The sequence below is a fragment of the Paractinoplanes durhamensis genome (assembly GCF_016862175.1).
GTDB classification, from domain to species: Bacteria; Actinomycetota; Actinomycetes; order Mycobacteriales; family Micromonosporaceae; genus Actinoplanes; species Actinoplanes durhamensis.
In genome coordinates, this window is record NZ_BOML01000048.1 from 121,026 (window position 1) to 134,189 (window position 13,164).

At 72.0% G+C, this 13,164-nt stretch carries 15 protein-coding genes; 7 read left to right on the forward strand and 8 right to left on the reverse strand.

The features are described 5' to 3' along the window. Positions 1 to 5: 5 nt before the first annotated feature. Genes Adu01nite_RS29655 through Adu01nite_RS29665 form a run of 3 tightly spaced genes read right to left on the reverse strand, consistent with a single transcriptional unit; the run spans position 6 to position 1,859 of the window. The gene (locus Adu01nite_RS29655) at positions 6 to 791 is read right to left on the reverse strand and encodes a hypothetical protein (protein WP_203731515.1); all 786 of its coding nucleotides are present in this window, start codon (positions 789 to 791) and stop codon (positions 6 to 8) included. Then, positions 788 to 1,264, reverse strand: coding sequence for an RNA polymerase sigma factor (locus tag Adu01nite_RS29660; protein ID WP_203731517.1), 477 nt, complete (start codon positions 1,262 to 1,264; stop codon positions 788 to 790). Before Adu01nite_RS29660 ends, Adu01nite_RS29655 begins: the two co-directional genes overlap by 4 nt. 46 nt (positions 1,265 to 1,310) lie before the next feature. After that, positions 1,311 to 1,859: a TetR/AcrR family transcriptional regulator gene (locus Adu01nite_RS29665; protein ID WP_203731519.1), complete on the reverse strand. Its 549-nt coding sequence runs from the start codon at positions 1,857 to 1,859 to the stop codon at positions 1,311 to 1,313. Between the two features lie 615 nt (positions 1,860 to 2,474). On the opposite strand from Adu01nite_RS29665, the gene Adu01nite_RS29670 reads away from it, so the two are divergent. From Adu01nite_RS29670 to fabF, 5 genes are all read left to right on the forward strand, one after another. Next, positions 2,475 to 3,668, forward strand: a complete 1,194-nt coding sequence (locus tag Adu01nite_RS29670) for a PucR family transcriptional regulator (protein ID WP_239132785.1) — start codon at positions 2,475 to 2,477, stop codon at positions 3,666 to 3,668. 155 nt (positions 3,669 to 3,823) lie between these two features. After that, on the forward strand, positions 3,824 to 4,768 hold the full coding sequence (locus tag Adu01nite_RS29675) for an ACP S-malonyltransferase (RefSeq protein ID WP_203731522.1): 945 nt from the start codon (positions 3,824 to 3,826) through the stop codon (positions 4,766 to 4,768). Between the two features lie 31 nt (positions 4,769 to 4,799). Further along, on the forward strand, positions 4,800 to 5,753 hold the full coding sequence (locus Adu01nite_RS29680; RefSeq protein WP_203731524.1) for a beta-ketoacyl-ACP synthase III: 954 nt from the start codon (positions 4,800 to 4,802) through the stop codon (positions 5,751 to 5,753). 55 nt (positions 5,754 to 5,808) lie between these two features. After that, positions 5,809 to 6,051: an acyl carrier protein gene (locus Adu01nite_RS29685; protein ID WP_184953034.1), complete on the forward strand. Its 243-nt coding sequence runs from the start codon at positions 5,809 to 5,811 to the stop codon at positions 6,049 to 6,051. 1 nt (position 6,052) lies between these two features. Continuing rightward, positions 6,053 to 7,279, forward strand: a complete 1,227-nt coding sequence (fabF, locus tag Adu01nite_RS29690; RefSeq protein ID WP_203731526.1) for a beta-ketoacyl-ACP synthase II — start codon at positions 6,053 to 6,055, stop codon at positions 7,277 to 7,279. Positions 7,280 to 7,342: 63 nt separating this feature from the next. Here fabF and Adu01nite_RS29695 read toward each other — a convergent pair whose 3' ends face one another. Then, on the reverse strand, positions 7,343 to 9,082 hold the full coding sequence (locus tag Adu01nite_RS29695) for a glycoside hydrolase family 3 protein (RefSeq protein ID WP_203731528.1): 1,740 nt from the start codon (positions 9,080 to 9,082) through the stop codon (positions 7,343 to 7,345). A gap of 112 nt (positions 9,083 to 9,194) precedes the next feature. Then, a complete protein-coding gene (locus Adu01nite_RS29700; RefSeq protein WP_203731530.1) occupies positions 9,195 to 9,686 on the reverse strand; it encodes a DUF3145 domain-containing protein in 492 nt (163 codons plus the stop codon). 243 nt (positions 9,687 to 9,929) lie between these two features. On the opposite strand from Adu01nite_RS29700, the gene Adu01nite_RS29705 reads away from it, so the two are divergent. Continuing rightward, positions 9,930 to 10,259 carry a hypothetical protein gene (locus tag Adu01nite_RS29705; protein WP_203731532.1) on the forward strand — a complete coding sequence of 110 codons (330 nt, stop codon included), beginning with the start codon at positions 9,930 to 9,932 and terminating at the stop codon, positions 10,257 to 10,259. 357 nt (positions 10,260 to 10,616) lie between these two features. On the opposite strand, the gene Adu01nite_RS29710 is transcribed toward Adu01nite_RS29705, so the two are convergent. Then, complete coding sequence (locus tag Adu01nite_RS29710; RefSeq protein ID WP_203731534.1) at positions 10,617 to 11,237, reverse strand: carbonic anhydrase; 621 nt, start codon at positions 11,235 to 11,237, stop codon at positions 10,617 to 10,619. A gap of 169 nt (positions 11,238 to 11,406) precedes the next feature. On the opposite strand from Adu01nite_RS29710, the gene Adu01nite_RS29715 reads away from it, so the two are divergent. Beyond that, complete coding sequence (locus Adu01nite_RS29715) at positions 11,407 to 12,348, forward strand: alpha/beta fold hydrolase (RefSeq protein ID WP_203731536.1); 942 nt, start codon at positions 11,407 to 11,409, stop codon at positions 12,346 to 12,348. Position 12,349: 1 nt separating this feature from the next. Here Adu01nite_RS29715 and Adu01nite_RS29720 read toward each other — a convergent pair whose 3' ends face one another. Together Adu01nite_RS29720 and Adu01nite_RS29725 are read right to left on the reverse strand one after the other, a co-directional pair. Continuing rightward, positions 12,350 to 12,808 (reverse strand): SRPBCC domain-containing protein, encoded by a 459-nt coding sequence (locus Adu01nite_RS29720; protein ID WP_203731538.1) that lies wholly within the window; start codon positions 12,806 to 12,808, stop codon positions 12,350 to 12,352. Further along, complete coding sequence (locus Adu01nite_RS29725) at positions 12,805 to 13,137, reverse strand: ArsR/SmtB family transcription factor (protein ID WP_203731540.1); 333 nt, start codon at positions 13,135 to 13,137, stop codon at positions 12,805 to 12,807. Before Adu01nite_RS29725 ends, Adu01nite_RS29720 begins: the two co-directional genes overlap by 4 nt. Between the last annotated feature and the right edge of the window lie 27 nt (positions 13,138 to 13,164).

Genomic DNA, 13,164 nt, shown 5'->3' on the forward strand with positions numbered 1-13,164 from the left:
GGTCGTCAGTCGGCCGGCTGCGGCACCGGCATCCGGAACGCCGGGCATGCCGTCGCCGCCGCTCCCACACAGTCCTCGTCCGGGCCGAACGCGTCGAACATCCGCTGGTCGGTGCCGATCTTCTCGATCTGCGCGCCGGTCAGCCCCGGCTTCCCCGTCGACGCGTTGTCGGTGCCGCGCTCCCCGGTCGCCATCAGCGCCAGGGTCCGCCCGTCACTGATCCGGCGGGCGATCGTCTGATGCACCTGCCAGTCCAGATCATGGTCGTCGTCGTAGCGGACATATTCGACACCGGCCGGCGCCCACTCGGTGCGGGCGCACTTGTTCGGCTTGGCCAGCACCGGGAAGCACAGGTCCTCGGGGAGCCGGTAGACGGCGACCTCGACGGTGCCGCGCGGCTTGTCGTCCTGATCGGTGATCGAGTACTGCCGCCAGCCGCTGCCGCGCTCCGGCGGCCGCGGGTAGATGTGCATCTTCTTGTCGCGCACCGCCGGCGCGAGCAGGGCGAGCACCGGGTCGGCGATGTCCGACGGCACCGGCACGGCACTGGCGGCCGGGGTGGCCACGGCCGCCGGCGTCGCCGCCTTCTCGCGGGCCGGCAGCAGCGTCGTGGTGAGCAGGTAACCGGTGACGGCGATCGCGGCCACCACGGCGGCGCCGGCCGCGAGCAGCGACCGGGTGCGGCGGCGGCGGAGTCGCTCGGCCTCCCGGAAGACCGCGTCGACCTCGTCGCCGAGGTCCGGCTCGCCCTCCAGCACGTGTTCGAGCAGGCGGGTCAGCGGCATGGTCATCCGGTCAGCGCCGCTTCCGACTCGGTGAGCAGCTTCTGCAGGGCGGCCAGGCCGGCCCGCTCGTAGGCGGCGACCCGCTCGTCGTCGAGGTCGAGCATGGCGCCCACCGCGTCCAGCTCGAAGCCGTCCCAGTGCCGCAGCACCAGCACCGCCCGGCAGCGCGGGGCGAGCTTGTGCAGGGCGTCGAGCAGCAGGATGGACTCGGCCGCGACCCCCTCGGCGCCGGCCGCGGCCACGAAGACGTGCTCCCGGCGGCGGTTCCGGCGGCGGCAGGCCTCCATCATCTCGGAATACGCGAAGACCTCCGGGTCGGCGACCGCGCCGCGGCGGGTGTCGGCCACCACCCGGGCCATGGTGGCCCTGGTCAGCTCGGTGGCGAGTTCCCAGTCGCCGCACATCAGGAACGCCGACCGGCGCAGGTGCGGAAGGCGGCTGGTCACGAAATCGCGCAAACCGTCTTCGTCGCCGGGCATAGCCCCTTTATAGGAGTAAATCGCTCCGGATCAAGGCGAAATCCGATCATGCCGCCCGAACGGCGACCTCCACCAGGCGTACGAGATCGGCCAGGTCCTCCTCGTACTCGCCGTCGGAGGGTTCCGTCCCGGCCGGAAGGCCGCCGGTCAGCTCGCCGGTGGCGTAGCCCAGCAGGAACGCGCAGATCATCCGGGCCATCCGGGGCACCCGATCGCCGGCCACCCCGGCGTCGTGCAGGATGCCGCGCAGCGCGGCGGTGAGCCAGGACGCCGAGGCGCCCGCCGCCGAGCGGTTGAGCAGCAGCGGGAACGCGCCCGGATGGGCGTACGCCAGCTGCCGGACGGCCCGGCCGAGCGCCCGCAGCCGGGTCCGCCAGTCCGGGTCGGCATCGCCGCCGACCACCGAGCCCAACTCCTGATGCAGCAGGTCGACCAGCCCGTCGAGCAGCGCGTCCTTGCCACCGACATAGGGATAGAGCGCCATCGAGGTGAGCCCGACCCGCTCGGCCACCGCCCGCATCGACATGGCGGCCAGCCCGCGCTCGTCGACCAGCGCGAGCGCCTGGTCCAGGATCAGCCGTCTCTTGTCGTCCACACCCCACCGTGTCGGGCGGGACGGCCGCGGCGGCCGGGACGCGCCCGGCAGCCACCACTGCTCACCCGGTCGAGTGAGCCCGGTCGAGTGAGCCTTCTACGGCGTCAGCACCATCGGCCCGGCGGCCGGCCTCGGCTCGAGGCCCGGCGGCGCGGGCGCACCGCGCCGTGCAGGTGACCACCGGCCCAGCCATGCAGTTCGGTACGGCAGCCCACCCGGCTCGGTCCCGGCTCCGGCTCGACGGCCGGTGTAATCGGCGGCATCGGCTGTGCGTCATCGAGCGCGGGATCGATGTCGGCGCGCAGCGGCCCATCGTTCGGTTCCGTCATCTCGCCTCCCCCAACCTTCACGCGGTGTCCATCGGCTGCCCGGCGCCCGCCTTTACCTTCCGGCCGCAGGAACCGGGCCATGCTAGTGCGACAGACTGCCAGGTCACCGACCGAAATCACGGGAAGGGCGCACCGCTATCCCGACAAAAACCCCAAATTGTCATATACGACGTAGGCATTGCGCCCATATGCAACGTGGCCTGCGGTTCTTACGACTTGCCGGGCGGAACAGGACACAGGGGTCGCGGCATCTCTTTCGCCCACCCCGGCATGGCACGCTGTGGGCGTGGCAGACCGCGAGCGACCCACCGGCACGGCCAAGCCCCAGCTCGCCGCCACCCTGCGCCGCATCGAGCGCAGCGCCGGCGCCCTGGCGACCTCGGCCGTCGCCCGGATGGACGAGACCCTCCCCTGGTTCCGCGCACTCCCCGCCGACCAGCGCTCCTGGGTCATGCTGGTCGCCCAGGCCGGCATCCGTTCGCTGGTCGAGTGGCTGCGCTCCGGCGGCGAGATCGCCACCAGCCAGGAGATCTCCGACGAGGTGTTCGCGGCCGCACCGCGCGCGCTGGCCCGCTCGATCACGCTGACCCAGGCGGTCCAGCTGATCAAGGCGACCATCGACGTGGCCGAGTCCGAGGTCGGCCGGCTGGCCGCGACCGGCGAGGAGGATGCCCTGCTCCAGGCCATCCTCAAGTTCTCCCGGGAGATCGCGTTCTCGGCCGCCCGGGTCTACGCCCGGGCCGCCGAGTCGCGCGGCGCCTGGGACGCCCGGCTGCAGGCCATGCTGGTCGACGCCCTGCTGCGCGGCGACTCCTCGGACGTGCTGGCCAGCCGGGCCGCCGCGCTGGGCTGGGCCGACGCGCCCCCGGTCGCGGTCGTGGTCGGCCGCTCCCCCGGCGGCGAGATCACCTCGGTGCTGCACGCCGTCTACCGGGCCGCGCGCCGATCCCGGCTCGAGGTGATCGGCGGGGTGCACGGCGACCGGCTGGTCGTGGTGATGGGCGGGGTCACCGACCTGGCCGCGAGCGCGGCCGCGCTCGCGTCGAGCTTCGGCGACGGCCCGATCGTGGTCGGCCCGGCGGTGCCCTCGCTCGACCAGGCCACCGAGTCGGCCCGGGCCGCCCTGGCCGGCTTCCGGGCCGCGCCGGCCTGGCCGGGTGCGCCCAACCCGGTGGCCGCCGACGACCTGCTGCCGGAGCGCGCCCTGGCCGGCGACCTGGCCGCCCGCCGCACCCTGCGGCACGACGTCTACGGCGCGCTGGCCCGGGCCGGCAGCGGCCTGCTCGAGACGCTGGACGCCTTCTTCGCGGCCGGCGGCGTGCTGGAGAGCGCGGCCCGCGAGCTCTACGTGCACCCCAACACCGTCCGCTACCGCCTCAAGCGGGTGGCCGAGGTGACCGGGTTGTCCCCGCTCGACGGCCGGGACGCGTTCGCGCTGCGGTTGTCGATGACGATCGGGCGGCTCGACCCTGCGACCTAAATCACCGGCCGCGATGAAGAGCGGCGAGCAGCCACAAATGATGCTCAAGTGGGGCGAGTTGGAGGGGCCGTTGTAGGAATCCCACAACGCGGGTCGTAGGGTTTGGTGGCCGCCGTCAACCGCGGATGGCCTCCGCATCCGGAAGAGTCAGAGGCGTGCTCGCCGTACTTTCGCCCGGCCAGGGTTCCCAGAAGCCCGGCTTCCTGAGCCCCTGGCTCGCTCTCCCCGGCGCCGAGACCCGCCTGCGCTGGTGGTCCGCGCTGGCCGGGGTCGACCTGCTGCACCTCGGCACCGAGGCGGACGCCGAGGAGATCAAGGACACCGCCCGCACCCAGCCGCTGCTGGTGGCCGCGAGCCTGCTCGCCGCCGAGCACCTGCCGCTGCACGACGTCGGCCTGGTGGCCGGCCACAGTGTCGGCGAGCTCGGCGCGGCCGCCCTGGCCGGTGTGCTGCCGGCCGAGGCCGCCATCGCGCTGGCCGGTGTGCGCGGCCGGGAGATGGCCGCCGCCTGCGCGCTGGAGGCGACCGGGATGAGCGCCGTCCTCGGCGGCGACGCCGACGAGGTGCTGGCCGCCATCGAGCGGCACGGCCTGCACCCGGCCAACCGCAACAGCACCGGCCAGATCGTCGCGGCGGGCTCGCTGGACGGGCTGGCCAAGCTCGCGGCCGAGCCGCCGGCCAAGGCCCGGATCGTCGCGCTGAAGGTGGCCGGCGCGTTCCACACCCCCTACATGGCGCCCGTCGAGGCCGCGCTGGCCGCGATCGCCGGCGGGATCACCGTGCACGACCCGGCCCGCCTCCTGCTGTCCGACCTCGACGGCACCGCCGTCGGGCACGGCCACGAGATGGTGCAGCGCCTGGTCCACCAGGTCACCGCCCCGGTCCGCTGGGACCTGTGCATGCGCACCCTGAAAGACCTCGGCGTCACCGGAGTCATCGAGCTGCCCCCGGCCGGCACCCTGGCCGGTCTGGTCAAGCGGGAGCTCAAGGGCGAGGGCGCGCCGGAGATCGTCACCCTGAACACCCCGGACGACCTACCGGCCGCCCGGGATCTCATCGCCCGGCACGGCGAAGCGCCCGGTCACGAACCGGCGGAGTGAGCCCCATGATCGCGTTCGAAGGAGCAGCACGATGACCGCCGCGGGTTCCCGCATCGTCGCGATGGGCCACTACCAGCCCTCGCGCGTCGTCACCAACAACGACCTGGCCAGCACCATCGACACCAACGACGAGTGGATCCGGGACCGGGTCGGCATCGCCGAGCGGCGCATCGCCGGGGCCGAGACCGTCGCCGACATGGCCACCTACGCGGCCGAGAAGGCCCTGGCCAACTCCGGTCTCACCGCCGCCGACATCGACCTGGTCACGGTCGCCACCTGCACCTCGATCGACCGCTGCCCGAACGTCGCGACCCGGGTCGCGGCCCGGCTCGGCATCGCCGCCCCGGCCGCGTTCGATCTGAACACCGCCTGCTCCGGCTTCTCCTACGCGGTCGGCACCGCCGACCACGCGATCCGGGCCGGCGCGGCGCACAACGCCCTCGTGATCGGCGCCGAGAAGCTCTCCGACGTCACCGACTGGACCGACCGCAAGACCGCCGTGCTCTTCGGCGACGCGGCCGGCGCGGCCGTGATCAGCGCCGTCGCCGACGGCGAGGAGGCCGGCATCGGCCCGGTCCTGTGGGGCTCGGCGCCGGACAAGGGCGACGTCCTGAAGATCGAGGGCTGGCAGCCGTACATCGAGCAGGACGGCCAGGTGGTCTTCCGCTGGGCGACCACCGCGCTCGCCCCGTTCGCCCGCCAGACCTGCGAGAAGGCCGGCATCGACGTCTCCGAGCTGGCCGCCTTCGTCCCGCACCAGGCCAACGCCCGGATCATCGACGGCATCGTGAAGCGGCTCGGCCTCGGGCCCAACGTGGTCGTCCCGAAGGACCTGGTCATGTCCGGCAACACCTCCGCGGCAAGCATCCCGCTGGCCCTGTCCAAGCTGGTCGAGCGCCGGGAGGTGCCCTCGGGCGCCCCGGTCCTGCTCTTCGGCTTCGGCGGCGGCCTCACCTACGCCGGCCAGGTCGTCCGCTGCCCGTGACGGGCGGACACCCAGCCGGAGCACCTCCCCAACTGTTGAGAGGAATCACCAAGAAATGGCAACTCGCGAAGAGATCACCTCTGGCCTCGCCGAGATCCTCGAGGAGGTCGCCGGGGTGAACCCGGACGACGTCGCCGAGGGGAAGTCCTTCACCGACGACCTGGACGTCGACTCGCTGTCGATGGTCGAGGTCGTGGTGGCCGCCGAGGAGAAGTTCGGCGTCAAGATCCCCGACAACGAGGTGCAGAACCTGAAGACCGTCGGCGACGCCGTCTCCTACATCGAGGCGAATCACTGACATGAGCAACGTAGACGTCGTCGTCACCGGGCTCGGCGCGACCACCCCGTTGGGCGGGGACGTCGCGTCCACCTGGGACGCCATGCTCGCCGGCCGCTCCGGGGTGAGTGCTCTCACCCAGGAGTGGGCCGCGCAGATGCCCGTCCGCATCGCCGCCGAACTCGCCGTCGAGCCTTCCGAGGTCATCGAGCGGGTCCGGCTGCGCCGCCTGGACCGCTCCGAGGCGATCGCGCTGATCGCCGCGAAGCAGGCCTGGGCCGACGCCGGCCTGGAAGGGTCCGGGCTCGACCCGGAGCGCCTCGGGGTCAGCTTCGGCAGCGGAATAGGGGGCGCACAGACCCTCCTCAACCAGGACGACATCCTGGAAGCCTCCGGGCCCCGCAAGGTCAGCCCGCACACCGTGCCGATGCTCATGCCGAACGGGCCGGCCGCCTGGATCGGCATCGACTTCGGCGCGCAGGCCGGTGTGCACGCCATGGCCAGCGCCTGCGCCACCGGCGCCGAGGCCCTCGCGCTGGGTCTCGACATCATCCGCTCCGGCCGCGCCGACGTGGTCATCGCCGGTGGCACCGAAGCGGTCATCCACCCCCTGCCGTTCGCCGGTTTCGCCGCCATGCGGGCCATGTCGACCCGCAACGACGAGCCGGAGAAGGCGTCCCGCCCGTGGGACAAGAACCGCGACGGCTTCGTCTTCGGCGAGGGCTCGGGCGCGGTCATCCTGGAACGCGCCGACCACGCCAAGGCTCGCGGTGCCCGGGTGTACGCCCGGCTCGCCGGCGCCGGCATCACGTCCGACGGGTTCGACATCGTCCAGCCCGACCCGGAGTGCAAGGGCGGCATCCGGGCGATGAGCAGGGCACTCCGCGACGCCGGTCTGACCGGCGCCGACATCGCCCACGTCAACGCGCACGCCACCTCCACCCCGGCCGGCGACATGGGCGAGATCATCGGCATCCGGACCGCGGTGGGCGCCCACCCGGTGATCACCTCGACCAAGTCGATGTCCGGGCACCTGCTCGGCGCGGCCGGTGCGGTCGAGTCGATCGCCGCCATCCTCGCCATCCGGGACAGCGTGGTTCCCCCCACGATCAACCTGGATGACCCCGACGACCGGCTGGACCTCGACGTGGCGGCGCACAAGGCCCGCCCGCTGGAGATCCACGCGGCGATGAACAACTCGTTCGGCTTCGGCGGCCACAACGTGGCGCTCGTCTTCACCCGGCCGTGACGACCACCGTTCCGGGCCCGGAGGCGACCTTCGACCTCCGGGACCGGAACGTGCGGCGCTGAACTACCCGCAGGCCGTCCGGGGCAGCCCGGGCACCGCGACCGGCGATTTCCCCGGCGCCTTGGTCTTGCCGGCGATCACCGAGGCCAGCGCGGTCAGCGACAGCTTGCTCGACGAGTACGAGGCGACCAGCACCGGTGACTTCGCCGAGGCCAGCAGGCCGGGCGTGTCCATGATGACCGTCACGGCCGCGGCCTGGTCCAGGTCGGCGGCCTTGTCGCCGTACCCCACCAGGTGGATGATCTTGCCGCCGGCCGCCTGAACGTTCACGCCGGCCGCCTGCAGGGCCCGCACCAGCGTCACCCGGGCCACCTCGCGGCCGTCGGCCGCGGTGACCGTGACCGGCCCGGCGACCAGCGGCCCGGCGCACGCTCCGCGGAGCACGGTGATCGACGCGGCGTCCAGCGCGGCGACCGCCTGCTGGTGGGCGGCCGAGCCGACGACGCCGACCGACGGCGGCGGGGTCCGCGCGGTGCGGAACTTCAGGGTGAGGATCCGGGTGACCGCCTCGACCAGGCGTTCCCGCTTGAGCGAGCCGCTCTTGAGGCCGGCCACGATGCCGTCCCGGGCGCCGGCGATGTCCGGCGGCATCAGCAGCATGTCGTTGCCGGCGTTCAGGGCGCGCACCGCGGCCTCCCCGGCCGGCCACTTCATCGCCGGCGGCATGTTCATCGCGTCGGTGATCGCGACGCCGGTGAACTTCAGGCCGCCGCGCAGCACGTCCGTCATGATCTTGTGGGAGAACGTGGCCGGCACACCCTTGTCCAGCGCCTGCACGTCCAGGTGGCCGGACATCACCACGCCGGCGCCGGCCGCCACGCCCGCCTGGAACGGCGGCAGGTCCTGCGCCGTCCACTGGGCGGCCGACTGGGTCACCACCGGCAGACCCTCGTGACTGTCCCCACCGGTGTGCCCGTGCCCCGGGAAGTGCTTGAGGGCGGCCGCCACCCCACCGGCGCGCAGCCCGCGCACCGCCGCCGCGACCTGCCCGCCGTTGGCCGCCGCGTCGGCGCCGAACGAGCGGGAGCCGATCACCGTGCCGGACTGCGGCCCGAGGGTGTCGGCGACCGGTGCGAAGTCGACGGTGACGCCCATCGCGGCCAGTTCCTCGCCGGCCGCCTTCCACGCGTCCTCGGTGAGCGGGGACTGCCCGGCCGCGCCCGCCCCCATCGCCGACGGCAGCATGGTGACGCCGTTGGTGATCCGGGTGACCACGCCGTACTCCTGGTCGGTGCCGATCATCAGCGGGGCGCCGCCCGGGAGTTGCCGGGCCGCCGCCTGCAGGCCGTCGGTGAGTTTGCGGACCTGCGGCGGGTTCTCCACGTTGGTCGCCGGGTTGGTGGAGCCGGTCGGATCCTGCGGCGCGAAGCTGACCAGGATGAGGCCGCCGAGGTGGTATTTGGCGATCATCTGGGCCGGGGTGTCCACACCGGCCAGCCCCTGATTGCCGGTCGCCGAGGTCTTGTCCACGATGTTCGCGTCACTGCCGTACGCGTACGGCATGAGAACCTGGCCGGCCAGATCGGCGTCGCTCATCGCGGCGATCGCGGTGGCGGCCTGCGCCGCCGGGTCGCCACTGGGCGTCGGGCCCGGCGCGGAGGTGGCCGCCGGGGGCACCGAGACGGCATCGGCCGCCCCGGTCGGAGAGGCGGCCGGTTCATCCTTTTTGTCGCTACAGGCAGCTGCGGCCAGCAACAACGGGATGACCAGGGCGAACCGCAGACTCCTCTTCACCTGTGTCATCTCAGCAGGCCAACGCCACCCGTGCAAATTTCACGAATTTATCCCGATTTATCACGAGTGTCGGGTTTGTTGGGCGCAGGCGGGATCGCCGAGCGCCGCCGGGGTGACCGGCTCAGCCGACCCGGGTGAGCAGCGTGACCGGAGCACCGTCGCCGGCGTACCGGAACGGCTCCAGCTCCGCGTCCCACGCGGTGCCCAGCGCCTTTTCCAGGGCATGGGCCAGGGCCTCCGGCGCTCGCGCGGAGGCCATGATGGCGCGCAACCGGTCCTCGCCCAGCTGAATGTCCCCGGAAGCGCCCATGATCCCGTGGAAGAGCCCGCGGCCCGGCACATGCATGAAACGTTCACCGTCCACGCCTGCGCTGGGTTCCTCGGTAACCTCGAAACGGATCATGGGCCACTGCCGGAGGGCAGCAGCCAGCTCGGCGCCGGTCCCAGAACGCCCGGTCCAGCTGCATTCGGCCCGTCGCATGCCCGGATCAACGGGCTGCACGGTCCATTGCAGGTTGACCGGCGCGGTCAGGACGCGCGCGATCGCCCACTCGACGTGCTGGCACACGGCAAGTGGGGTCGAGTGGACGTATACGACGCCACACGTTGGCACGGTGACCTCCCGGAGACCGAGGTGCGTCTTCCCCTACGACCTCGACCGCGGTTGATCGTGTCCCATGATGCCGGTTGGTACGGATGGTGCGCCAGAGAATCGGCAACATCGACATCGGAACTGCCGTAGTGGCACATCCTGCTCAACGGCCGGACCAGCTCCGACGGCACGGTTCCCTGGACTTCGTGTAGAGTTGCCACGGCCTTTTTATGCTTTCCCAAGGATTCATCAAGGAGCTACGCCGTGGCGAGCAACACCTCAAAGACCGCCCGCGCATCCGTCCGCGCCGGCCAGAGCACCGGGGGCGCCCTCAGTGTGCTCGGTGAGTACAAGTACCTCATCCCGCTCGCCAACGGCCGCTTCGCCTACGTGCGCAACCTGACCAACGGCAAGACGGCCCACCTCAAGACCGACTCCGACGCGTTCGTCGAGGAGATCCGCATCCTCGCCGCCGCCGGTCACGGCCCGAAGGTCCGCGCCGAGCTGACCGCGCTCGAGGCTGCCCACCCGCAGGACGGCTGGAGCGCCACCGAGAAGCGCCTGGCCGACGCCGGCGTCTTCGAGACCGCCTGACCCACCGTCAAAGGCGCTTCCCCACGGGGAGGCGCCTTTTTCGCGCCCTCTGATCATCAGCCCACCGAGATCATCGAGGCGCAATAACCCCAAAACACCATAAAGTACGCACATGCCAGGGCCCCCGCCAAGCAGCGCAAGCCCCGCGCACCCCCGGGCCGTTGCGCGTCTTTCGCGTGAGGTGGCGCCGCACGCGAAAGGCGCGCTGCGGCCCGGAGGCCGCGGCTAGGTCGCGGTGCTCGGCGGGGGCCAGTGCTGGCTCGTACTCTCCGGAAGAGAGGGATCGGCACCGGCTGGAGCGGATCTCCGGAGAAGGAGAACCGCTCGGCTGCCGGGTTTCGGGGGCGTAGGGGGCGCTCAGGGCAGGAGGTCGACCAAGCCGGTGTCCAGGTCGTAGGCCGCGCCGACGATGTCCACCTGGCCGGCCGCCACCGCCTCCGGGACGCCGGCGATGTCGTGCATGCGCAGGACCGTGCGGGCCACGTGGGCTCGCATCGCCTTCTCGGCGGCGTCCGGGTCGTCGGCGCCGACCGCGAGCACCGCGGGGGTCAGCTGTTCGACCAGGTAGCCGATGTCGCCCTCGGGGTGCTCGTTGGCGCGGACCGCGTCGACGGTGGCCTGGACGGCGCCGCAGCGCTTGTGGCCCAAGACCATGATCAGCGGGACGCCCAGCTTGGCGACCGCGAAGCCGACCGAGCCCAGGACCGCCCGGTCGACCACGTGGCCACCGGAGCGGACCACGCAGATGCTGCCGAAGGTCTGGTCGAAGATGGCCTCCAGGGGCACCCGGGAGTCGATGCAGCCGACCACGACGGCGTGCGGCAGCTGGTCGCCCGAGGCGGCGGCGGCCGCGGAGACCCGGTGGCCGTGTTCGGGGCGGCCACTCACGAAGCGTTTGTTGCCCGCGACCAGTTCGGCCAGGGCTTCCTCGGCGGAGAGGATCGGCGGTGTGGGCGTGGCCGACGGTTCGGTCGTCATGAGGGGATTCTTGCCGAGATCGGGCAGGTGAACACGGAGTGCGAGACAACTCACTTTCCGCTGCCGAACTCGCCAAGAAATCTGTTCGCAACAGTGGCGGTCTGACTGATCGCGAGTGATGCTTATTACCCGTGGGTACTACGGGGCCGTGCTACTCGCGGAGGTGCCCATGTCCGAGCGGTCGCCCTTGACTCTCGCTGACGGTGTGACGCTGAGCCTGGAGTCGTGGGGTCCGGCGGACGCGCAGATCACCGTGGTGCTGTTGCACGGCTGGTGCCTTGATCGCCGCACCTGGCACCACCAGATCGCCGCGTTGAGCCGGATGACGCCGGAGCCGCGGGTGATCGCCTACGACACGCGCGGGCACGGCCGCTCCGGTTCCACCCGGCTGACGTCGGCGACCCTCGGCCAGCTCGGTGACGATCTCGCCCAGGTGCTGCGGCATGTCGCTCCCGACGGGCCGGTCGTGCTGGCCGGGCATTCCATGGGCGGGATGACGATCATGGAGTACGCGCACCGGTTCCCGGACGAGTTCACGTCCCGGGTGGCCGGCCTGCTCTTCGTGTCGACCACCGCGGAGGGGCACACGCACACCCGCTACGGCCTGCCGCCGCGGCTGGCCACCCTGATGCGGGTGGGCGAGACGTTCGGCGCGGGCCTGCTGGCGCGTTCCGGGGCCTGGCGGCCCCATCGGGCGGTGCTGCCGGCCCTGCGGCCGGCGCTGCGGTGGTTGCTCTTCGGCGACGAGTACGAGGATGCGGCGCTGCAGACCACGATCAAGAGCGTGGGGCGTACGACGTTGCGCTCGATCGGTGGTTTCCGCGCCTCGATCGGTGATCAGCAGCGCCTCGACACCCTGACCCGGCTCGGTGACCTGCCGGCCGCGGTGCTGGTCGGCGACCGCGACCGGCTCACCCCGCCGCCGTGCGCGGAGGGGATCGCCGACGCGCTGCCCGGCACCGAGCTGACCGTCTACCCGGGCGCCGGGCACATGCTGATCCTGGAGCGGCACGAGGAGGTCTCGTCCGTGCTGTCGGCGATCGTGACGCAGGCCGGGTCGGCCAAGCGCACGCCCCGGGCCAAGCGGCCACGCCTGCGCCGCGCCGCCTGACTCAGCTCAGGGACTTCCCCAAGGCGTCCATCAGGTCCTCGGTGCCCTGCCTACGCTGCGCCGAGTTGTCCAGGCCGTCCAGGTAGACGCCCTGCTCGACGACCGCGAAGTCGGTGCCGCCGGCCTGACCGCCGCGCACCTCGACGGTGACCACCGACGCCGAGATGCGCTGCCCGTTCATCGTCATCTCGTAGGTGTAGACGATGCGCTCAGCGGGCACGATGTCGACATAGGTGGCATAGAACCCGTACCGGGTGCCGTCGTCGAAGACGGTCACCATGGTTTCCCGGCCGCCCTCGCGGAAGTCGAACGACTCGTCCTCGCGCTTCATCTCGGCCGGGCCGCCGAACCACCGGGCCTTGGCGGCCGGGTCGGCGAACGCGTGGAAGACCCGGTCGGGGGACGCGTCGAAGTGGCGGTCGATCCGGAACGTGTCGTGCACGGCGGAATGGCTGGTCATGATGATTCTCCTTCGTTCTCGTTCAGAAACTCTTCGAGGCGGTCGAGGCGGTGCACCCAGCCGGCCCGGCGGTCGGCGATCCACTGCTCGGCCTGCTGCAGGGCGGCCGGTTCGAGCCGGCAGGTGCGGACCCGGCCGACCTTCTCCGAGCGGACCAGGCCGCTCTCCTCCAGCACCCGCAGGTGCTGCAGGACGGCCGGCAGCGACATGGTGAGCGGTTCGGCGAGCTGTTTGACCGTGGCCGGCCCGCGGGTGAGCCGGTCGACCATGGTGCGGCGGCTGCCGTCGGCCAGGGCCGCGTAGACCCGGTCGAGCTGTTGGTTAAGCACCTACTTAACTATTCGGAATGAGACCCG